This is a genomic window from Brucella sp. RRSP16, from assembly GCF_052246815.1.
In the GTDB taxonomy this organism is placed as follows: Bacteria; Pseudomonadota; Alphaproteobacteria; order Rhizobiales; family Rhizobiaceae; genus Brucella; species Brucella intermedia.
Genome location: NZ_JBQQAM010000004.1, coordinates 102,963 through 125,101, shown reverse-complemented (window position 1 = coordinate 125,101; position 22,139 = coordinate 102,963). Strand labels below are relative to the sequence as shown.

Genomic DNA, 22,139 nt, shown 5'->3' with positions numbered 1-22,139 from the left:
CTGCCGGGAGGACGCTGGAGGAGCTATGAAAACTATTCGATTGACCGCCGCACAAGCATTGGTGCGCTATCTCGCAAACCAGCTGACGCCGGAAGGGGAGACTTTTATCGCGGGTGTCTGGGCTATTTTCGGCCATGGGAATGTGGCCGGGCTTGGAGAAGCACTCCATGGCATTCGCGAAGAATTACCCACGTGGCGAGGCCACAATGAACAGACAATGGCCCATGCAGCCATTGCCTATACCAAGCAGCTTGGCCGCAAACGCGCTTGCGCTGTCACCTCCTCCATCGGCCCCGGAGCGACGAATATGGTCACGGCAGCTGCCCTTGCCCATGTAAATCGCCTGCCCGTCCTTCTCATTCCCGGTGATGTCTTTGCCAATCGCGGCCCTGATCCCGTCTTGCAGCAGATCGAAGACTTCAACGACGGCACCATGACAGTGAATGACTGTTTTCGTCCGGTTAGCCGCTATTTCGACAGGATCACCCGGCCGGAACAGCTTCTCACCGCCCTGCCTCGTGCGTTCCGCACAATGACCGATCCTGCCGATTGCGGGCCGGTGACGCTCGCCTTTTGCCAGGATGTACAGACGGAAGCCTATGACTGGCCGGAAGAATTCTTTGAACAGAAAGTCTGGCACTGGCGTCGTCCGCCACCGGACGAAAACGAACTGAACAGCGCAGCCACGGCGATCCAGGCAGCGCTTAAACCTATTATCGTCGCAGGCGGTGGTGTACATTATTCCGGCGCCCACGAAGCGTTGCGCAATTTTGCCGAAGCGCACGGCATTCCGGTCATCGAAACGCAGGCTGGCAAATCGGCCCTGCCGTGGGATCACCCGCTCAATTTCGGCCCGGTCGGCGTAACCGGGGCAGACAGCGCCAATGCGATCGCGGCCGAAGCCGATCTCGTGATCGGTGTCGGCACGCGCTTTCAGGATTTCACAACCGGATCATGGGCGCTGTTCAAGCACCCCGGCCACAAGCTCCTCTCGCTCAATGTCCAGCCCTATGATGGCTCCAAGCATGGTTCGCTTCCATTGGTTGCCGATGCAAGGATCGGCCTTGAAACGCTCTCGAAGGCAATCGGCAGCTATAAGCGCCAACCCGTCAATGCCGCATTGAAAGAGAAATGGTTTGCCGCAGCAGACAATTTCACTGCTGCCCCCAGCGACGGCAATGCCTTGCCGACCGATATGCAGGTGATTGGCGCGGTACAGCGTCAGGCACGGGAAAACACTGTCGTCATGTGTGCGGCCGGAACGATGCCCGGAGAGCTCCATCAACTCTGGAAGGCTGGTCGCCCCATGTCCTATCATATGGAATACGGTTTCTCCTGCATGGGTTATGAAATTGCTGGCGGCCTTGGCATCAAGATGGCCGAACCGGACCGCGACGTCATCGTGATGGTTGGCGACGGCTCCTACATGATGGCCAATTCCGAACTCGCCACAGCCGTCATGATGGGGCAGAAGATCACTGTCGTGATCACAGACAATCGCGGTTTCGGCTGCATCAACCGGCTTCAGATGGCGACCGGCGGCGCCGAGTTCAACAACCTGCTCGACCATGCCGCGCATGTTAATCCATCGAAGATCGATTTCGCTGCCCACGCCGGAGCGATGGGCGCGGATACGAAGAAAGCAGGATCGATCCGCGAGCTGGAACATGCCCTTGCCGAAGCCCGCAACAGTCCGCGCACGACAGTCGTCATTATCGACACCGACCCCTACCCGACGCCTGAAACCGGTGGATGGTGGTGGGATGTTGCCGTGCCGGAAGTCTCGGAGCGCGAACAGGTGCGCGCTGCCCGTAAAGATTACGAAGCCAAGCTCAAAGAAAGAAACTGACCGATGATCCTCTATGGCACCAATCCAATTGCCTGGTCGAACGACGATGATCGCAGCCTCGGCGCGTACATCACCCTGGATCAATGCCTCGATGAAACCACCAAAATCGGCTTCGACGGGATCGAGAAAGGTCATAAGTTTCCGCAGGAAGCCGACGCTCTTAAAGCCGTGCTCGAGCCCCGCAGGCTTCGCTACGTATCGGGCTGGCATTCACTCAATCTGTTGGTGAATTCCGTCGAAGAAGAAAAGAAGGCCATGCAGCCTGCGCTCGATCTTCTGAAGGCGATGGGTTCGAAGGTCATCATCGTTTGCGAAACCTCGAACGCCATTCATGGTGACAACGACAAGCCGCTATCCGAGCGTCCGGTCCTGGAAGAAGCGCGCTGGGAAGAATTTGGGACGGGCGTCGAAGCACTGGCAGAATTTGCCGCGGCCCAAGGTATCGCGCTTGTCTACCATCATCACATGGGAACGGTAGTGCAGAGCGAAGACGAGATTGATCTTCTGATGCAGCATACCGGGCCGCACACGAAGCTCCTTCTCGATACCGGCCATTGCCTGTTCGGCGGTGGTGATCCGGAACAGGTTGCCAAAAAGCATATGGGCCGCGTCGGTCATATCCACGCCAAGAACGTTCGTCCGGCGATAGCTACCGAGGTACGGGACCAGAGCTTGTCTTTTCTGGAGGGAGTTCGTCGCGGTGTATTCACTGTTCCCGGCGATGCAGAGGGCGGCGTAGACTTCACGTCTGTGCTGAAAGTCGCGGCTGACAAAGCCTATCAGGGCTGGCTGGTGATCGAAGCCGAACAGGACCCGGAAGTTCGCAATCCATACCAGTATCAGTCACTCGGGTTGAAATCACTGAAATCATTCGCACGTGAAGCAGGGCTCGACAAAGGAGACTGAGACATGGCCAATTTGTTGCGCAAGCCCAAGGGCACGCATGGAAAGGTCCACGACATCCCCCCTGAAAGTGCCGAATGGGGGTATGTCGGATTCGGGCTCTATCGTCTAAAGCCCGGTGAGAGTGCATCCGAAAAGACCGGATCGACCGAAGTGATCCTGGTCCTTGTGGAAGGCAAAGCGAAGATTTCCGCCTCCGGCGAGGATTTCGGTGAGATAGGCGAACGCATGAATGTGTTCGAGAAACTGCCGCCGCACTGCCTCTATGTGCCTGCTGAAAGCGACTGGCGCGCGACTGCCACGACAGATTGCGTTCTGGCGATCTGCACCGCGCCGGGCAAACCCGGCCGCAAGGCACAGAAGCTTGGGCCGGAAAGTCTGACACTGGAGCAGCGCGGAAAAGGCGCCAACACCCGCTTCATCCACAATATTGCGATGGAAGACCGGGATGTTGCCGACAGCCTTCTTGTTACCGAGGTCTTCACACCACAGGGAAACTGGTCATCCTATCCTCCCCACAGACATGACGAAGACAATTTTCCCGACATGACCTATCTGGAAGAGACCTATTATCACCGTCTCAATCCGGCGCAGGGTTTTGGCTTCCAGCGTGTCTTCACCGAAGACGGAAGCCTTGATGAAACCATGGCGGTCGCGGATGGAGATGTCGTGCTTGTTCCAAAAGGCCATCACCCATGTGGCGCACCCTACGGCTATGAGATGTATTATCTCAATGTGATGGCCGGTCCCTTGCGCAAATGGCGGTTCAAGAACCACCCCGATCATGACTGGATTTTCCAACGGGACAACTCCTGATCCTCCTTAGGAAACTGACCGACTCGTGTAAGCTTTCGGCAAGTCCGTAGAAGACTTGCCGATTTGTTTTTGGAGGAGATCCCATTGAGTGGGCGTGTCCGTTTTCAGCTTTCGTCCGCTGTCTTTGTCATTCTGGCGCGCGGAGCAGAAATCTGCATGTTGCAGCGGAAAGCGACGGGATGGATGGACGGTTCATTCAGCCTTCCTGCAGGGGGACTTGATGGGGGCGAAACAATCCGCGCCGCAGCCATTCGCGAAGCGTTTGAGGAGACGGGCGTGGTCATCGCGCCGGAATCTCTGAAATCAGTCCACACCTTGCATAGCCTGACGGCTGGCAGCCCGTGGATAGGCCATTTCTTCCGCACCGAGGAATGGGCAGGCACCCCCGCGCTATGCGAGCCGGACAAGCACGCCAATCTCCAATGGAAACATCTGGACAATCTCCCGGAAAACACCATTCCCTATGTCCGGCAGGCGCTTCTCAGCGCCGCCGGAGGCGAACCCTATTCAGAATATGGCTGGGAATAAGCGCCAATACGCCGGGACTATCAGTCAGAGACCGGCCACTTTCTTGAGATCATCAACCGCACCGGGTGCAGCCACGAAAACCTTGTTGCCCTTGGTAAGCTTTTCTCCATCGACTGGGAAAGGATGCGCATAACCGCCGGCCTCACGCACGAGGCAAAACCCAGCCATGCAATCCCAGGCATGCATGTAGGGTTCATAATAGCCCACCAACCGGCCAGCCGCGACATAGGCTATCATCAGCGCGCCCGAACCATTGCGAATAAAGGTCCCACCCGCCTCCAGCAGATCTTCCACGATTTTGGCCACGAGTTGCGGCGTCACATAGTTGTTGGCACCGATACCCGTCACCGAATTGCGGATCGTGCGGCTTGGATCGAGAACCAGCTTCTTGCCATCAAGTGTTGCGCCCAAGCCTTTTGCCGAGGCATAGAGTTCGTCAAAGCACGGGGCTTGGATTACGCCGATGACGGGCTCTCCGTCTTTCAGAACGGCAATGGAAACGCACCAGTTCGGCATGCCGTTGACAAAAGGGCTGGTGCCATCAATCGGGTCGACGACCCAGGTGTAACCTGACGTACCCTCGTTCAGCCCGTATTCCTCTCCCAGAAAGCCATCTTGCGGAAAGATTTCCGACACACGGGTGCGAATGAGCTTTTCGACGTCCCTGTCAGCAATCGATACCACATCCTGAGGGTCGCGCTTGGTTTCGATAACCAGCGTTTCACGTCGTTTGAAATAGTCGAGAGCCTTGGCGCCCGCTTCGCGCGCTATCTTTTCGGCAAGCGCCAGCCGCGCTTCTAGTTCCGGTCCGGGATGGGAAGTCATGTTGGTTTTCCGATGAGAGATAAGGAGAGGCGCGACGTTTCTGCGCCTATTGATTGATAATGGCAAGCCCGCGCGATTTGAACTCGATAGAGACATCGGTTTGTGGCGGCAGAGCCTCTTCGACCGCCGGATCGACAATGAAAAGCTTGCCGTGCTCGGTCTCGATTTCATATTCAATATGATCGCCAAGATAGGCTGAATGCGCGACACGTCCCGGGAAGCCGCCGCCGGCCCGCGGCTGTAAGCTCACGGCATTGGGACGGATTGCGAGCTGCGCCGGCCCGGCCGGGCGTTGGGGGCAGCGACGCGGTGGATCAGGCCACCCACACGAATGACCGCTTCACCTCCATCCGCCGTCACTACCTCACATGGCACAACATTCGCCTCCCCCATGAAGTCCGCGATGAAAGCGGAGGCCGGTGTTTCATAGAGATCACGCGGGCTTCCCTTCTGGGCGATGTTGCCTTCCTTCATGACGATGATCGTGTCGGAAACGGCAAGCGCCTCGTCCTGATCGTGTGTCACATAGACGGCAGTAAAGCCGAGCCGCTGCTGCAACTCCCGAATTTCGGTCCGCACCCGGCGCCGCAACCGGGCGTCGAGGTTTGAAAGCGGTTCATCCAGAAGCAGAACCTGTGGTTCCAGCACGAGAGCGCGGGCCACGGCCACGCGCTGCTGCTGCCCACCCGAGAGTTCGGCAGGTAGGCGATGCCCCATTCCTGCAAGACCGACGAGCTTGAGCCCCTCTTCCGCACGTTCGCGCGCTTCGGCCTTTTTCAAGCCCGAGGACTCCAGGCCGTAGGCCACATTGTCGAGCGAACTCATATGCGGGAAGAGTGCATAGGACTGGAAGACCATCGAAACGTCGCGCTCGTTGGCCGGCAGATTGGTCACGTCCTTGCCGCCGATCAGGATACGGCCGGACGTTGGGTGTTCGAGTCCGGCCAGCAGCCGCAATGTCGTCGTCTTGCCGCAACCGGACGGGCCCAGGAGCGTCACTAACGTTCCCGGCTCGACAGTCAGGGACAGATCGGGCAAGGCAGTAAAATTACCGAACTTCTTGGTGACATTTTCAAATGTAACGGAGCCGGGACGGATCGCAGTCATGCGGCTTTCTCCTGACGAATAGTTTTGACGGGGGTGACGGCTGCAACGCGGTTCTCGCGCCTGAGCTTGCGTTCACCCACGAGAAGCTGAAAGCTGGTGATGACGACGATCATGACCACGATCAGCATCGATGAATATGCGATGGCCACACCGAACTGGCCGTTCTCGACCAGGCCGACGATATAGGACGTCGCCATATTGTACTCTGCCGATACAAGGAAGATGACCGCGCTGATGGAGGTGATTGCGCGTACGAAGGAATAGACCAACGCCGCAGTGATCGCCGGGCGCAGCAGCGGCAGAATGACCTTGCGGATCGTGCGGAAGCTGTTTGCCCGCAGCGTCAGGGAGGCTTCATCTAGGCTCTTGTCGAGCTGGCTCATGGCTGCGACCCCCCCACGCACGCCCACCGGCATGTTGCGGAACACGAAACATGCAATCAGGATCAGCGCTGTGCCGGTCATTTCAAGCGGCGGCAAGTTGAAGGCCATGACATAGCTGACGCCGATTACCGTTCCGGGGATGGCAAAACTCAGCATCAGGGCAAATTCGAAAACATTGCGTCCGACAAAACGCTGACGAACGATCAGATAAGCCGTCAGCAGACCGACTGCCGCAGTGAGTGGTGCCGATAGCAGTGAAATTTCCATGGTCGTCCAGAACGAGTTCCACGCCACGCCGGTCCATGCAATGCCGTTCTCGGTCCAATTGATAGAAAAGGCCCGTGCGTAATGTTCGACCGTCAGCGTATTATCGAGCCCCCACTGTCGCACGAAGCCGCCGATGAGGATCATCGCATAAACAACGACAGTGAAAACCATCCAAGGGATGACAAGGGCATAAACGCCGATTTTTAGCCCGCGTGGCAAGCCGGCATGCATTCCGGAATCACCCTTGCCGGTCACCGTGGCGAAGTTCTTGCCGGAAAGCCATACGCGTTGAATGAGAAACGCGGTCAATGTAAAGCACAGCAACACGATAGCGAGAACCGCCGCACGCGAGGGATCGTTTTGGGCGCCCACCACGGCAAAGAATATTTCTGTCGAGAGCACGCCATTGCTGCCGCCGAGCACCATCGGATTGCCGAAATCCGCCATGCTTTCTATGAAGGCGATGAGAAACGCATTGGCAAGGCCCGGCGCCATCAGAGGCAATGAAACCTTGCGGAACGTCCGCCAGCGATCGGCACGCAGGGTTTGCGATGCCTCTTCCATTGACGGGGACACACCTTCGACAACGCCGATTAGCACGAGGAAGGAAATGGGCGTAAACGACAGGACCTGAGCGATCCATATGCCAATGAGGCCGTAGAGCCACCGTCCGGGCTCGATGCCGAATATGCTGGATAACTGCTCCGTCACGACCCCCGCGCGGCCAAAAAGCAGCGTCAAAGCAAGCCCGACGACGAAGGGCGGCGTGATGATCGGCAATATGGTGAGAAGCCGCAATCCCTTCTTGAAAGGAAAACCCGTGCGGGTAGCGACCAGTGCAAAGGCGAGGCCCAGCACTGTGGACCCCGTCGCCGTCATCAGCGCCAGCCACAATGTGCGCCATGCGACGCCACACCGTCCTTCCCCGACAAGACAGGCCAGGCTCCAGATCGAGGAATCCTGAATATTGTCAATAAACCCTTCAGGCTTGAACGAGCCATCGAAATCCTGCACCGACCCGGCAAACATGCTGATGACAGGATAGAAGACAAATACAGCTACCAGCGCGACAAGCAGGGTGATGGAAGAGACGACGAAAGCGTCCCCCTTCATCACGCCGCGTTCCGCCAGACCAAACGAAAAAATGAGCAGAAAGCATAGGCCTGTCAGGATCGCTCCTGCGCCGAAGGCCGGCTGACCGTCTGCGAGCGTGCCGAACAGATTTTCGCTGATCGTCCAGTTCCAGCCGGAAAAGCCGATAGCCAGCCCTTGCAGCGCCAGAAATATCACACCAAGGAGACTTGCCCAGACTAAAACACCGCTACGACGCTCTACAGGCAATATGAAACGGGCAGAGGCGCAGAGAAGCATCAACACGGCGATAGCGCCAAGCCACGGACGCCCGAAGAAGGCCATTTGCCAGAAGCCCGGCGCCGTTGCACCGTCGCCATACATTCCGTCCAGCCAACCGAAACTCAGAAAGCCGTCTTCAATGCGGTACCAAGGCAGCAAGACAAATGCTGCCAACGCCAGCATAAGAACAATATTCAGTCTGCGATTATGCTGTTTCATGAATGTCCGTGTCCTCCCCATGGAGATTCCAAGGAATGACCAGCGCTCCGGCTCCTGCATTCTTCAGGAATACCGCTGGCAGCTCCGCCATTTGGAAATGGTGCGTCGCACAACAGGAGCGGCGCACCCGGATTTCAAGCTAACGAAAGATCAGTTGGCGTGCGCGCCGATTTCCTCATCCCAGCGCTCGAGCAATTCCTTGCGCTTGGCCGGTTCGCCATATGTCTTGAAGTCATAATCAATGAGCTTGATGTCCTCGAAGCGCGGCGATTCCTTTGGCACTTCAGCCGACTTGTTCGACGGCAACTGGAAGGACTTCGCATCCTTCATGTGCGACTGCACTTCGGCGGTCAGCGCCCAGTCATACCACTTCTTGGCGTTCTCAAGATTCTTGGCACCCTTTATGATGGACATTGAGCCAATTTCATAACCAGTGCCTTCGCACGGTGCGACTGACTTGATCGGGAAGCCTTCCGCCGTCATCGAAACCGCATCGTGCATGAAGACGATGCCGATACCTGTCTCCCCTCGCGCCGCCGACTTGACCGGGGCCGAGCCTGATTTGGTGTACTGCGATACGTTCTCGTTGAGCTTCTTCAAATATTCATAGGCCTTGTCTTCGCCCATGATCTGCACGAGCGTAGCCAACGCCGTATAGGCCGTGCCTGAAGAGTTCGGGTTGGCCATCTGGATTTCGCCCTTGTAGGATGCGTCGAGCAAATCAGCCCAGCATTTCGGCTCTTTCAGGTTTTTCTTGGCCAGAATATCAGTATTGTAACCCCAACCGAGCGCACCGGCATAAACCCCGACCGTGCGGAATCCGGAGCTTTCGGCCTGCTTCTTGGCCCAATCATTCAGTTGCTCGAGCATCGGCGACTTATACTCAAGCGTCAGCCCTTCGGAAGCTGCCTGCAGGTGCGGATCGCCCGTGCCGGCCCACCAGATGTCGGTTTTCGGATTGCGCGCTTCGGCCCGTATCTTGGCGTAGGTTTCACCGGAAGAAAGCCGGACCATGTTGACCTTGATGCCGGTATCCTTCTCGAACATGTTCTTCATCTGCTCGCAGATGACCACATCCGCCGAACAAATGAGATTGAGATTGCCTGCGGCCTGCGCAGAAAAAGCAAATGAAGATACGCCCGCAGCGAGCGCAGCAACGAAAAATGCCGAACGCATTGTTTTCCTCCCTTTATGCGGCGCCTCCACGCCGACGCTTTTGCAAGCGTGTGCATAGTCTTTGCTTTTTATAAAAGCCTGTCAATGCCTTTGTAAATTTTATTCTGAAACCATAAAAAATAATCCAATAATTCTGTTTTAGAGCATTTCCAGCAAAAGTGTGAAACGGTTTTGGGATGGATAATGCGCTAAAACAAACACTTAGAGCGGTTCCGGCGATTCTGTCAGAACAGGAACCGCTCCAGGTTATCGGTGCACAACCATGCAAGACCGACCGAAAAAGAAAAAGGCGGCCGCAGCCGCCTTTTTTGGGTCAGCCGATTGCCATCAGGCTGGCATTGCCACCCGCAGCCGTGGTGTTGATCGAGGTCGAAACTTCTTCCAGAAGCCAATTGAGGCAATAGGCGTCCGGGTTGTTTGCCAGTTCTTCCGAGGAAGCCGCCTGCGTCAGAACCAACGGCCCGGGGAGCGTCGCGATCTTCTTATTGATCTCCACGATGCGTTCAGCGTCGCCTTCAATCAGAGCACCGGCAAATGGCGCATCGGATTCCCAGTTATTGGTCCAGATCGTACGCGCTGCCACGGAAGCCGGAATATCTTTCAGAACATTCCGCAAGCCCGAAGTCTCGTCAATATAGACGGTATTACCCGTGGCAAGGGCAGCAGTCATCTGGCGATAAAGGCCTGTTTCCGTCTGCGGAACCAGCAGGATATTTCCACGCGCATGCAACGCATAAAGATTGCGCTCACCGACCGGGCCCGGCAATTCCAGATCAAGGCCGAGCGCCGAGGCGCTGCCGGTATCGCGGGCAGCTTGTGCCAGATCATTCATGCCACGATTGCCAAGCCACTTGGCAAAGTCCTTAAGCGCCGGATCGGTGTGAACCGAGCTGTGGCGCGGCGGGATCGGCGCTGCTTCCACCAAACGTCCAAGGTAGAGTGGGCCACCAGCCTTGGGTCCGGTGCCGGACAGGCCGCGCCCGCCGAAAGGCTGCACGCCGACAATGGCGCCGATAACATTGCGATTGATATAGATATTGCCGACACGGATACGATCCGCAACGTTGGCGATGGTTTCGTCAAGGCGTGTATGCAGGCCGAAAGTAAGCCCGTAACCCGTCGCGTTAATGTCGTCGATCAGACGCTCCATATCATCGCGCTTGTAGCGCACGACATGCAATACCGGGCCGAAGACTTCCCGTTTCAGATCGCGAAGCGAATTGATCTCGATGATGGTCGGCGCAACAAAAGTGCCCTTCTCGGTTTCAGCCCCAAGCGGCAGCTGTTCGACCTTGCGGCCGAGATCGCGCATAGCCTGAACGTGCTTTTCGATTATGGTCTTGGCTTCATCGGTGATGACCGGGCCAATATCGACGTTCAGCCGGTCGGTACGACCGATCGAAAGTTCCTTCAGTGCGCCCTTGAGCATGGTCAGGATGCGGTCAGCGACGTCTTCCTGGAGGCAGAGAACACGCAGCGCTGAACAACGCTGACCGGCGCTATCAAATGCCGATGCAATCACGTCGAAAACGACCTGCTCGGCGAGCGCAGAAGAATCCACGATCATTGCATTCTGACCGCCGGTTTCAGCAATGAGCGGAATAGGCTTTCCATTTGGCAACAGACGGGAGGCAAGCTGCGCCTGAATGAGACGCGCCACTTCGGTCGAGCCTGTGAACATCACGCCGCATGTTTCTTCGGCAGCAACCAACGCGGCCCCAATGCGGCCATCGCCCGGCAGAAGCTGCAGCGCATCAGCGGGAATGCCAGCCTCATGCAGGATACGAACGCCCTGTGCTGCAATAAGCGGGGTTTCTTCGGCAGGCTTTGCCAGCACCGGATTGCCGGCGACAAGCGCTGCCGCAATCTGGCCGGTGAAGATCGCCAGCGGAAAGTTCCACGGGCTGATGCAGACGATAGGCCCCAGCGCCTTATGGCCAACGCCCAGCGTACGCCGGGTCTGTTCCGCATAATAGCGCAGGAAGTCGATGGCTTCGCGTACTTCGGCAATCGCGTTTGGCATGGATTTGCCAGCTTCGCGCATGATGAGGCCCAGTAGAACCGGCATATCACGCTGCATGATGTCAGCGGCACGTTCCAGACAGGCTGCACGCTCAGCAGGCGCGACCACCGACCAGCTCGCCGTTGCCTTCTTTGCTGCCTTCATGGCCTTGGCTACGTCTGCCTCGGCAATCTCCGTCACCTGGCCTACAACATCGCTGTGATCGCCGGGATTGAGCACCGGACGGCTGGTTCCCTTCACCTTGGCGCCAGCAACCTGCGGCTCCGATGTCCATGCACGAGTGGCGCTGTCTTTCAGAATTTTGCTCAGCTCAGCAAGCGTAGTCTCGTTCGACAGATCGAAACCATCGGAATTCTTGCGCGCGCCATAGAGATTTTCCGGCAGGGCAATCTGATCATGGCGTGCCCCGACAACAGCCATGGAGCGAACGACTTCAACCGGATCGGCGATCAGCTCATCAACGGAAACATTTTCGTCACCGATACGGTTGACGAAGGAGGAATTCGCGCCGTTTTCAAGAAGGCGGCGGACGAGATAAGCCAGCAGCGTTTCATGCGTGCCGACAGGCGCATAAATGCGGGCCGGACGGCCAAGCTTGTCAGCGCCGACAACTTCATCATAAAGCGGCTCACCCATGCCATGCAGGCACTGGAACTCAAACTTGCCGGTTTTAAAATCCGGCCCAGCCAAATGATAGATGGTGGCCAGCGTCTGCGCATTGTGGGTTGCAAATTGCGGGAAAACGGCATCGGTCGCAGCCAGAAGCTTGCGGGCGCAGGCTATGTAGGAAACATCGGTATGTACCTTGCGCGTATAAACCGGGAAATCTTCCAGTCCATCCACCTGCGCACGCTTGATCTCGGCATCCCAGTAAGCGCCCTTGACCAGACGAACCATCACGCGGCGTTTGTTCTGCCGCGCCAGATCAATGATGAAATCGAGCACAAACGGACAACGCTTGCCATAGGCCTGCACCACAAAGCCGATGCCTTCCCAATCCGCCAACTCCGGGTCTTCGATGAGGCTCTGCAACAGATCGAGCGACAGTTCCAGACGGTCAGCTTCTTCGGCATCGATATTGAGGCCGATATTATAAGACTTGGCGATGACAGCGAGCGCCTTCACCTTGGGCAGAAGCTCTCCCATCACGCGGTCGCTCTGTGAGCGGACGTAACGCGGATGCAGAGCAGAAAGCTTGATGGAAATGCCGGGGCCCTCATAAATGCCCCGACCAGCCGATGCACGACCAATGGCGTGGATCGCGGTCTCGTAATCCTTGTAATAGCGCTCGGCGTCAGCAGCAGTCGTCGCGGCTTCACCCAGCATGTCGTAGGAATAGCGGAAACCGCGTTCTTCCAACGGCTTGGCGCGTTTCAACGCCTCGTCGATGGTTTCGCCGGTGACGAACTGTTCGCCCATCATGCGCATGGCCATGTCAACGCCACGGCGAATGACAGGCTCGCCGCAACGCGCGATCAGGCGCGTCAGAGCGGCTGACAGGCCGCGATCATTGACTGTATTCGTCAGCTTGCCGGTGACCACAAGGCCCCAGGTTGCCGCGTTGACGAAAAGCGAACGCCCGCCGCCGATATGGGACTTCCAGTCGCCATTGGAAATCTTGTCGCGGATCAGCGCGTCGCGCGTCGCCATGTCGGGGATACGCAGCAGCGCTTCGGCAAGGCACATCAGCGCCACGCCTTCCTGGCTCGACAGCGAATATTCATGCACCAGACCTTCGACGCCTGTGCCCTTGTGCTTGGCGCGCAACGCTTCGATCAGCTTGCGGGCCGTGGCACGGATCTGCTTGGCCGTTTCTTCCGGCAAAGCAGCCTGCGCAGCCAATGCGGAAACGCATTCGGCTTCAGGACGACGATAAGCGGCGGTGATCGCCTGCCTCATCGCGTTTTGCTCGCGGATCGGCGGCGCAAAAGTCTGGAAAACCGGATTGGTGGGGACGGGTATGGTGTCGGTCATGGTGCAATGCTCGCAAATGAAAACAGCCCCGAGCGTCTCTGCCCAGTTTAGCTCTGCTTTATGTGGGCGCACACTAACATTTGTCCAAATTGCATTCTGCCTTCATTTGCTTCATATGAAGGATTATCGATCTTATTATTGGCTCGAATGAAGGCAAAAAGAATGCGAAAGATAGATTCTTTAGACGATCTGGATCAGTTTGATCGACGCATTCTGGAAGTCCTGAGCGAAGATGGGCGCATTCCGGTGACCGAACTCTCGAAAAAGGTCGGCCTATCCAAGACCCCTTGCCAGGCGAGGCTGAAAAGACTGGTCGATGAAGGCTATATTGTCGGCTTCCGCGCGGAAATCGATCCCGAAAAACTTGGTCTCGATCACATCGCCTTCACGACAGTTAAATTGTCCGACACACGCGAAGCCGCACTTGAAGCATTCAACACGGCGGTGCGCAAAATACGCGAAGTCGAAGAATGCCACATGATTGCCAGCTCTTTCGACTATCTTCTGAAAGTGCGAACGCCCAACATCCGGCGTTACCGCGAGGTGCTGGGCGAAAAGATTTCGAGCTTGCCCAATGTGGCGAGCACATCCACTTTTGTGGTCATGGAGTCGGTCAAGGACAATCGTCCGGTCAGGGTCTATCCGGGCGCATTGTAATTTGGTTATAGCGGGTCACCTGCCAGATACCGCTCGAGCGTTTTAACAGTCCCATCCTGCCAGATGCGTAGAAGCGCGGACGAGAACGCCGTGACATAGGCTGAATTTGAGGCAAGCGAGCCAAAGATGTCTTCCATTGCAAGCCAGGCCGACGGATTACTTTTCGCGAGTGCCGCCTGTCGAGCCAGGCGATCCCACGACGGATCGTTAGGTTCGATGATCGCGCCGCTATCGGTTCTGCCATAGCAATAGCGGCACCAGAATGCGGAAACGAGCGCCAATCCTGTCACAGACTTGCCTTCAGCCACTCGATCAGAAGCTGTTGGCAGAATGAATTTCGGCTGGCGGTTGGAACCGTCGAGGCATAGCCTGCGAATTGTATCGCCGATGCTTGGATTGGCGAAGCGCTTGTCAATGAGAAGCCGATAGGCCTCCAGATCGGTATCAGGCACCGGCGGCACTTCAGGGATGATCTCTTCCGTGGTGAGCTTTTCCAGATAGCGCCGGATCAACGGGTGCTCCATGGCCTCATGCACGAAATGTATGTCGAGCAAACCGCCCGGATAAGCGATAGCCGCATGGCCGCCGTTCAGAATACGGATCTTCATCAATTCATAAGCGGCGACCTGATCGGTAAACGTGACGCCAACCTTCTCCAGCGCGGGACGTCCAGCAGGAAAATTGTCTTCCACCACCCATTGCTTGAAACCTTCACAGAAGACTGGCCAGCCATCTTCGATCCCGAACTCCTTCGCTGCGAACTCGCGTTCACGCGCGCCGGTGGCCGGCGTAATGCGGTCCACCATGGAATTTGGAAAAGCGACATGGGCTGAAATCCAATCGGCAAAGGCGGGATCATCCAGTTTCGCGAGACCGACGACAGCATCTTCGGTCACATGCCCATTGCCCGGAATGTTATCACACGACATCACGGTGAAGGGCTGCACACCAGCCGCCTTACGCAATTTCAGCGCCTGCACAATCAGACCGAAGACGGTGTTCGGTTGATTTGGATGGGCGGCATCCGCCACAATATCGGGGTGGGCAGGATCAAAGGTCTGACTTGCCGGATCGATGTAATAACCACCTTCGGTGATCGTCATGGAAACGATGCGAGTATCAGGTGATGTAAGGTAGGCCATCAAAGCCTTTCGCCCCTCCTCTGTCGATAGGGTTACATAATCGACCATGGAAGCGGTAATCCTTGCCCCCGCATAATCAGCTTCTTGTTCGACAACTGTGGTAAGCCAGTCTTGCGCCATGAGCGTATCACGCATGGCGTCGTCACTGCCACGCACCCCGGCCCCGACCAACGCCCAGTCGTACCCCTCGCCCATTCCAAACAGATCATCCAGGTAGACAGCCTGATGGGCACGGTGAAAATTCCCCACACCGAAATGCACGATGCCCGGTTTCAAACAAGTTGGGTCGTAGCCGGGTTTATGGACATTATCAAAGCCCTGAAGCGTTACGCGGGACAGCTTTGTCATGACGATTTCCTTCAATTCAATCGGGTACGAACTGGACTTTCATCGTGGCTGGATCACCGCCATGTTTGGTGAAGTGAGGCAGCATCTCCCTAAGGGGCAGCTGGTGCGATACAAGGCGTGCCATTTCGCCTTGGTCCTGCTTCAGGATTTCCAGGGCCTGCGGAATGTTGCGATTGAGCGAATGTGACCCTGCAATTCGAATCTGACGGCGGAAGATTTCAAAAGGCGCGACCGAAATCCGGGCCTCCGGTGCACAAACGCCAAACATCAGAACCGTCCCGCCATCAGCCGCGTAGCTCACCATGCTTTCAACGACCTGGGTAATACCGGTGGCATCCGCGACAAAATCAAAGCTGCGTTTAGGCTTATCCAGCATTTCCGAGCCCGAAACGACTGGCTCAAGCCCCAGGCCCTCCGCAAATGCCAGCCGGTGTTCGTTGATATCGGCTACAGCAACGTGCTTTACACCTCGTGCCTTCAGCGACAACGCAAGCAACAATCCTATAGGCCCGGCACCGAAGACGAGCGCGGTTTCGGTTCCGTATGGACCAGTCTTGAGATCTGCTGCGCCAAGTCCGTTGAGGACACAGGCAAGCGGTTCCGCGAGGGCCGCTACATTGAAAGGCAGATCCCCGATGGAATGGAGATGGCTTGCCTCGACAAGACTCATACTCGCAAAGCCACCATTGTGCGTTACGCCATAAGCTTTCAAATCCGAACAGAGATTGGTCAGCCCCTTGAGGCAGGCACGGCAATAACCGCATGGAATATTCGGATCGACCGCAACGCGGTCGCCCACCTTCACATTGGTTACGTCTTCTGCCACGGCGACCACAATGCCCGCATATTCGTGACCCGGCACCAACGGAAATGCGCTGGAACCGTAGCGGCCATGCAGGACATCAATGTCGGTATGACAGAGACCTGACGCCTTGACGTCGATCAAGGCGTGCCCAGGCTGCAATGCCGGTTCCGGTAAGTCGGTCAGGCCTGCTTCGCCGTGGCCGGTAAAATAGATCGCTTTCATTTTATGTCTCGGCCCCACCGCCTCATGCCATCCAGTTGCCGCCATCAACACCGAAAGTCTGGGCTAAGATATAGTCGCTGTCAGATGACGCGAGGAACACCGCCATGCCAGTAATATCTTCAGGCGTCGCAAACCGACCGATCGGCACAGATTTTGCCACCGCAGCCTTTTTCTCACCCGGTTTCAAACCTTCCCATTTCGCAAAGTTCGCATCCACCACATCCCAGTGCTCGCCATCGACCACGCCGGGGGCAATCGCATTCACGTTGATACCGTATTTGACCAGAGCAAGAGCGGCCGACTGCGTAGCGGAAATGATGGCCGCCTTCGATGCGCAATAGAGCGTCACGAGCGCCTCGCCGCGACGCCCTGCCTGGCTGGCCATATTGATGATCTTGCCGCCGCGTCCGCGCTTGATCATCACATTTGAAACCGCTTTCATCATGAAAAGCGGTCCCTTGAGGTTGATACCCAACACACGCTCGTAGCTGTCTTCGGTCAATTCGTTGACGGGAGCCATGTCGAAGATCGCGGCATTGTTGACCAGAATATCGATACCGCCATAATCCGCGTCGATTTTCGCGACCACATCGTCGATCTGGCGAAGGTCAGTCACATCAAGCTTTACCGCCTTGACCGATGTACCGATACTGCGCGCGGCTTCTTCCGCCCGGTCAATGTTGATGTCGGCGATGACGACCTTCGCGCCCTCGCGCGCGTAGGCTTCGGCAAATCCAAGCCCAATACCGCGCGCCGCACCAGTGATGAGGGCCACCTTGTCTTTCAGTCTCATGGGGATACTCCGGGATATTGCAGCCTGCTCCTACAGGTGCGTTTTCTTTTCCGTCAGCAATAATGGATGCCGTTCAAAGCGCTCCAGAGCCTTGCCGTCAGGTGTAAACAAATGCGCATCGGTCGGGTCAAAACCCAGCTTGGCCGTTTCGTGTGCACGTGCCTCGCTGCCCCCGCCTGCCTCCGCAACAACCAGTCCGGTTGCGCTTTCATTTTGTACATAGAGATAAGTCTCACCGCCAAGGCGTTCTACAACCATGATCTCTCCCTCGAGAATACCATCAGAGGTCGGGTGAAGATGTTCCGGACGAATGCCGAGAACCAAGGGCGCACCCGCGTTTACTCCTACGCCTTTGACGGGCGCTTTGACCGAACGGCCATTGGCGAGTTGGACTGTGACCCCATCGGCATCGACTATGCTGGCGTTGACTTCGATGAAGTTCATGGTCGGTGAACCGATAAAGCCGGCCACAAACCGATTGACCGGATGGTGGTAAAGCTCCAGCGGCGATCCCACCTGCTCCACCTTGCCATCACGGAGAACCACGATCTTGTGCGCAAGCGTCATGGCTTCCACCTGATCGTGCGTGACATAGATCATTGTTGCATTGAGGCGGTCGTGCAGACGCGCCAACTCGATACGCATCTGCACGCGCAGCGCTGCATCGAGATTGGACAGCGGCTCGTCGAACAGGAATATCTTCGGTTCGCGCACCATCGCGCGTCCGATGGCAACGCGCTGGCGCTGCCCCCCCGAAAGCTGTTTCGGCTTGCGGTCGAGCAACTGATCGAGTTGCAGCGTTTTTGCAACTTCTTCAACCTTGCTCTCACGTTCAGCCTTGGCGACACCGGCGAGTTTCAGCGCAAAACCCATATTGTCGCGAACGTTCATATGCGGGTAGAGCGCATAGGTCTGGAAAACCATGGCAAGACCGCGCTCGTCCGGCGGCGTATCGTTGATACGCTGCCCGTCAATGGTGAGATCACCTCCAGTAATTTCCTCGAGCCCGGCGATCATGCGCAGAAGCGTTGACTTGCCCGAACCGGACGGCCCAACGAAAACCACAAATTCACGGTCGGCAATATCCAGATCGACCCCTTTGATAACATCAATATTGCCGAAGGACTTGGTGGCGTTTTTAAATGAAAGTGTAGCCATTTCATTTCCTCTATTTCACGGCGCCGAAGGTGAGGCCGCGCACCAACTGGCGCTGCGTGATCCACCCGAAGACAAGTATCGGCGCGATGGCGAGCGTGGACGCTGCCGAGAGTTTTGCCCAGAACAATCCTTCCGGGGATGAGAAGGAGGCGATGAAGGCGGTGAGCGGGCCCGCTTGCGAAGCCGTAAGGTTGAGGCTCCAGAACGCTTCGTTCCAGCATAGAATGATGGAAAGAAGCGCGGTCGACGCTATACCCGGAAGGCTTAGTGGTAAAAGCAGATAGCGTATCTGCTGGCCGACTTTCGCCCCGTCCATGCGGCTTGCTTCCAGGATTTCTCCCGGCACTTCCTTGAAAAAGGAATAGAGCATCCAGACGACAATCGGCAGATTGGACAGGGTGAAGATGATGATAAGGCCCGTGCGCGTATCGAGAAGTCCGCTATCACGCGCGAGAAGATAGATTGGCACCAATACGCCGACGGCGGGCAGCATCTTGGTGGAAAGCATCCACAAGAGAAGGTCTTTAGTGCGCTTGCCGGGGAAGAATGCCGCGGCATAAGCGGCTGGCACCGCGATAATAAGCGAGAGAATGGTCGCACCAAGACTTTCAACGATGCTGTTCATGGCATAGCGGAAATAATCGGCTCGCTGATTGACCGCTACGAAATTCTCCAGTGTCGGCTCAAAGAATAGTCTTGGGGGCGCCACCGCGTCGATTTCCGTCTTGAATGCAGCGAGCAGCATCCAGAGAATCGGGAAGAACATCAGTAGCGCCACAATCCAGCCGATAACCCCAGCCGAGACCGCGGCCTTGTTGATCCTGCGTTTTGCAGCCATCGGTCAGCCCCCTAACTATCCAGATTTCGTGCAACGGTCCGGATCAGGAACGCTGCAACGATGTTGGCCAGGATGATTGCGATAACGCCAGCTGCGGAAGCGCCGCCGATATCCCACTGAAGAAGTGCTTTAAGATAGATGAAATAGGTAAGCGTCGTTGTGGCGATACCCGGCCCCCCTGAAGTGGTGACGAGAATTTCCGCGAAGACTGAAAGAAGGAAAATCGTCTGGATCATTATGACGACCGAAATCGGGCGCAGCAGGTGCGGCAACACGATGTAAAAAAACATGACCGGCCCCTTGGCACCGTCAAGTCGCGCGGCCTCCATCTGTTCCCGATCAAGGGACTGCATTGCCGTCATCAGGATCAGCGTCGCAAACGGCACCCATTGCCAGGACACGATCAAGACGATGGATGCCATTGGAAACTGTGAAAACCAGTCGATGACCGGCAATCCGAAACTGCGCGAGATGAAGGCGAACAGCCCATTCACCGGATGCATCAACAGGTTTTTCCAGATGAGCGCCGACACGGTCGGCATAACGAAGAACGGTGCGATGACCAGAAGCCTCGCTATGTTTTTTCCCCAGAATTCCTGATCGAAGATGACGGCGAAGAGTACGCCGCAAACGACAGATATCACCAGAACAGAAACAACGAGAATAAGCGTCTTGGCGATCGCCGACCAAAGCGTGGGATCGGACAGCAGGAAGGAATAGTTCGAGAAACCGGCAAAGCCGGTAATGAACGGGTTGATAAGATTGTAGTACTGGAACGAGAACCACAGTGTCATCGACAGCGGGACGATCATCCAGAGCAGAAGCAGTATGACTGCCGGAGCGAGCAGTGGTCCCGTGCGGACACTGCGACGCGACTTGACGGCAAAGCGTGACTTTGTGCCTGCGGCCAACGTTTGGTTTGCTGGCATTCGAACCAATCCTCCCCTTCCCGTTTCGGATTCGCCACGGCGAACGTCTACGAAAATCAGACCAGTCGTTTCTCCTCCTACCGAAGACGACAGGCCGCTAGAGCATCTCCAGCAAAAGCATGAACGATTTTGCGTACGGGAAATGCGCAAAGCAAACAGTCAGAGCGGTTCCAACGGATAACGTCAGAACCGCTCTTTTGGCCGTTACTTGATGTAACCCGCTTGCGTCATGATCTGTTCGACCTGACGCTGCGCGCCATCGAGCGCTGCATCCACGCTCTGCTGACCGGCGACAGCCGACGAAATCGCCTGACCAACCAATGTCCCGATTGCCTGAAATTCAGGAATGGCTACGAACTGGATGCCGGTATAGGGAACCGGGTCCTTGGTCGGCTTGGTCGGATCGGCAGATTCGATAGCTTTCAGTACTGTGTCCGCAAACGGAGCTGCCTTCTTGTATTCCTCATTGGCATAGGTGGACTGGCGCGTGCCCGGAGGAACGGCAACCCAACCTTCGGACTTGCCTACGAGCTCAACGTACTCTTTCGACGTCGCCCATTTCAGGAACGATTTTGCAGCATCGACCTTCTTGCTCGATGCCGGAATTGCAAGGTTCCAGGACCAAGCCCAGGACGAACCATTCGGCGTTGCCTCTACCGGTGCCTTGGTGAAGGCAACCTTGTCCGCAACCTGGCTCTGCTTAGGATCATAAATCCGGCCTGCCGCCGAAGTGGCGTCAATCCACATGGCGCAATGGCCAGTCGAGAAAAGCGCCTGATTTTCATTGAAACCGTTCGAGGTAATTCCGGGAGGTCCAGCTTCCTTCATCAGGTCGACATAGAAGTTGATTGCCTTCTTCCATTCGTCTGAATTGATCTGTGGCTTCCAGTTTTCATCGAACCATCGGCCTCCGAAAGTGTTGATCAGCGTACCGAGATAGGCCATGTTTTCGCCCCAGCCCGGCTTTCCGCGCAGGCAGAGACCATATTGTTCTTTCGACTTGTCAGTAAGCTTGGTCGCGAAGTCTTTTATTTCCGCATAGGTTGGCGCATCGGGCATCTTGAGCCCAGCCGCATCGAACAGGTCCTTGCGGTATAGCGTAAACGAACTTTCGGCGTAGAACGGAACCGCGTAGAGCTTGCCATCAACCGTCAGACCGGCGCGAACCGGCTTGATGAGATCGTCATAACCGTAATCCTCGCCAAGATCGTCGACCGATAGGAGCCATCCCGCCTTGCCCCAGATCGGGGTTTCGTAGCCGCCAATGGTCAGGATATCGAACTGGCCGCTCTTGGTAGCAATATCGGTCGTCACGCGCTGACGCAGCACGTTTTCCTCAAGAACAACCCAGTTGATTTTATTGCCGGTCGCTTTCTCCCACTCCGGCGACAGTTTCTGCATGATGATCATATCACCATTATTGACTGTGGCCACGGTGAGCTCTTCCGCCCACGCAGTTCCAGCCATAAGTGCGACCCCTGCAGCAGACGCGATAAGCCCTGCAACATAAGATTTGGTCCGCATTTCGTCTCCTCCTTTACGAATGCATAGCAAAATTCTTACATATGTAAAATTTATGGCGCGAGCTTTCACGCCTTGTCAAGCACGGTTTTCAATTTTGCGTTGTGAGGAGAAACGACCGCGGTGTGAAGAGGGGGCTAAGGCTGAAAAAGCGGACATTTCACCTACCAAATTCACGAGTTACTGTTTTAGCATACTGGAATAGCCATGGCATCATTCTCGGCAAAGACATTTGTCGGCTTGACGTTTTGCCCTGCCTTTGACAGTTTGACCGGATATCGCCTGAGCGAGAATGAAGGCGAA

16 protein-coding genes and 1 pseudogene are annotated in these 22,139 nt (G+C 56.4%); 5 read left to right on the top strand and 12 right to left on the bottom strand.

Annotated features, from left to right (window positions below):
• Nucleotides 1-25 precede the first annotated feature (25 nt).
• From iolD to ACS5UA_RS08045, 4 genes are all read left to right on the top strand, one after another.
• Nucleotides 26-1,849 (top strand): 3D-(3,5/4)-trihydroxycyclohexane-1,2-dione acylhydrolase (decyclizing), encoded by a 1,824-nt coding sequence (iolD, locus tag ACS5UA_RS08060; RefSeq protein ID WP_006471547.1) that lies wholly within the window; start codon nt 26-28, stop codon nt 1,847-1,849.
• A gap of 3 nt (nt 1,850-1,852) precedes the next feature.
• Entirely contained in the window at nt 1,853-2,755 is a 903-nt protein-coding gene (iolE, locus tag ACS5UA_RS08055) for a myo-inosose-2 dehydratase (protein WP_006469095.1), read from the top strand.
• A 3-nt stretch (nt 2,756-2,758) separates the two neighbouring features.
• Nucleotides 2,759-3,568 carry a 5-deoxy-glucuronate isomerase gene (gene iolB, locus ACS5UA_RS08050; RefSeq protein ID WP_006469096.1) on the top strand — a complete coding sequence of 270 codons (810 nt, stop codon included), beginning with the start codon at nt 2,759-2,761 and terminating at the stop codon, nt 3,566-3,568.
• An 84-nt stretch (nt 3,569-3,652) separates the two neighbouring features.
• Nucleotides 3,653-4,096, top strand: a complete 444-nt coding sequence (locus ACS5UA_RS08045) for an NUDIX hydrolase (RefSeq protein WP_006471546.1) — start codon at nt 3,653-3,655, stop codon at nt 4,094-4,096.
• A gap of 24 nt (nt 4,097-4,120) precedes the next feature.
• Here the strand turns inward: ACS5UA_RS08045 and ACS5UA_RS08040 are convergent, their stop codons facing one another.
• The 5 genes and pseudogenes from ACS5UA_RS08040 to putA all read right to left on the bottom strand — a co-directional run bounded on the left by ACS5UA_RS08040 (nt 4,121) and on the right by putA (nt 13,423).
• On the bottom strand, nt 4,121-4,921 hold the full coding sequence (locus ACS5UA_RS08040; protein ID WP_006471545.1) for an inositol monophosphatase family protein: 801 nt from the start codon (nt 4,919-4,921) through the stop codon (nt 4,121-4,123).
• Between the two features lie 46 nt (nt 4,922-4,967).
• Nucleotides 4,968-6,028 (bottom strand): annotated as a pseudogene (locus ACS5UA_RS08035) (ABC transporter ATP-binding protein).
• Nucleotides 6,025-8,250, bottom strand: coding sequence for an ABC transporter permease (locus tag ACS5UA_RS08030; protein ID WP_006471544.1), 2,226 nt, complete (start codon nt 8,248-8,250; stop codon nt 6,025-6,027). Before ACS5UA_RS08030 ends, ACS5UA_RS08035 begins: the two are co-directional and overlap by 4 nt.
• 150 nt (nt 8,251-8,400) lie before the next feature.
• Nucleotides 8,401-9,426 (bottom strand): ABC transporter substrate-binding protein, encoded by a 1,026-nt coding sequence (locus ACS5UA_RS08025; protein WP_443101251.1) that lies wholly within the window; start codon nt 9,424-9,426, stop codon nt 8,401-8,403.
• A gap of 313 nt (nt 9,427-9,739) precedes the next feature.
• On the bottom strand, nt 9,740-13,423 hold the full coding sequence (gene putA / locus ACS5UA_RS08020) for a trifunctional transcriptional regulator/proline dehydrogenase/L-glutamate gamma-semialdehyde dehydrogenase (RefSeq protein WP_006471542.1): 3,684 nt from the start codon (nt 13,421-13,423) through the stop codon (nt 9,740-9,742).
• A 162-nt stretch (nt 13,424-13,585) separates the two neighbouring features.
• Between putA and ACS5UA_RS08015 the strand changes: the two genes are divergently transcribed.
• Nucleotides 13,586-14,080: an Lrp/AsnC family transcriptional regulator gene (locus tag ACS5UA_RS08015; protein WP_006471541.1), complete on the top strand. Its 495-nt coding sequence runs from the start codon at nt 13,586-13,588 to the stop codon at nt 14,078-14,080.
• 5 nt (nt 14,081-14,085) lie between these two features.
• Here ACS5UA_RS08015 and ACS5UA_RS08010 read toward each other — a convergent pair whose 3' ends face one another.
• The 7 genes from ACS5UA_RS08010 to ACS5UA_RS07980 all read right to left on the bottom strand — a co-directional run bounded on the left by ACS5UA_RS08010 (nt 14,086) and on the right by ACS5UA_RS07980 (nt 21,839).
• Nucleotides 14,086-15,570, bottom strand: a complete 1,485-nt coding sequence (locus ACS5UA_RS08010) for a mannitol dehydrogenase family protein (RefSeq protein ID WP_006471540.1) — start codon at nt 15,568-15,570, stop codon at nt 14,086-14,088.
• Nucleotides 15,571-15,586: 16 nt separating this feature from the next.
• Nucleotides 15,587-16,597 carry a zinc-dependent alcohol dehydrogenase family protein gene (locus tag ACS5UA_RS08005; protein ID WP_006471538.1) on the bottom strand — a complete coding sequence of 337 codons (1,011 nt, stop codon included), beginning with the start codon at nt 16,595-16,597 and terminating at the stop codon, nt 15,587-15,589.
• Nucleotides 16,598-16,619: 22 nt separating this feature from the next.
• Complete coding sequence (locus ACS5UA_RS08000; protein ID WP_006469111.1) at nt 16,620-17,390, bottom strand: L-iditol 2-dehydrogenase; 771 nt, start codon at nt 17,388-17,390, stop codon at nt 16,620-16,622.
• Nucleotides 17,391-17,420: 30 nt separating this feature from the next.
• Nucleotides 17,421-18,548: an ABC transporter ATP-binding protein gene (locus tag ACS5UA_RS07995; RefSeq protein WP_006469112.1), complete on the bottom strand. Its 1,128-nt coding sequence runs from the start codon at nt 18,546-18,548 to the stop codon at nt 17,421-17,423.
• A 10-nt stretch (nt 18,549-18,558) separates the two neighbouring features.
• Nucleotides 18,559-19,386, bottom strand: a complete 828-nt coding sequence (locus tag ACS5UA_RS07990; RefSeq protein ID WP_006469113.1) for a carbohydrate ABC transporter permease — start codon at nt 19,384-19,386, stop codon at nt 18,559-18,561.
• Nucleotides 19,387-19,397: 11 nt separating this feature from the next.
• Nucleotides 19,398-20,315, bottom strand: a complete 918-nt coding sequence (locus ACS5UA_RS07985; RefSeq protein ID WP_021587282.1) for a carbohydrate ABC transporter permease — start codon at nt 20,313-20,315, stop codon at nt 19,398-19,400.
• 204 nt (nt 20,316-20,519) lie between these two features.
• Entirely contained in the window at nt 20,520-21,839 is a 1,320-nt protein-coding gene (locus ACS5UA_RS07980; RefSeq protein WP_063621096.1) for an ABC transporter substrate-binding protein, read from the bottom strand.
• Between the last annotated feature and the right edge of the window lie 300 nt (nt 21,840-22,139).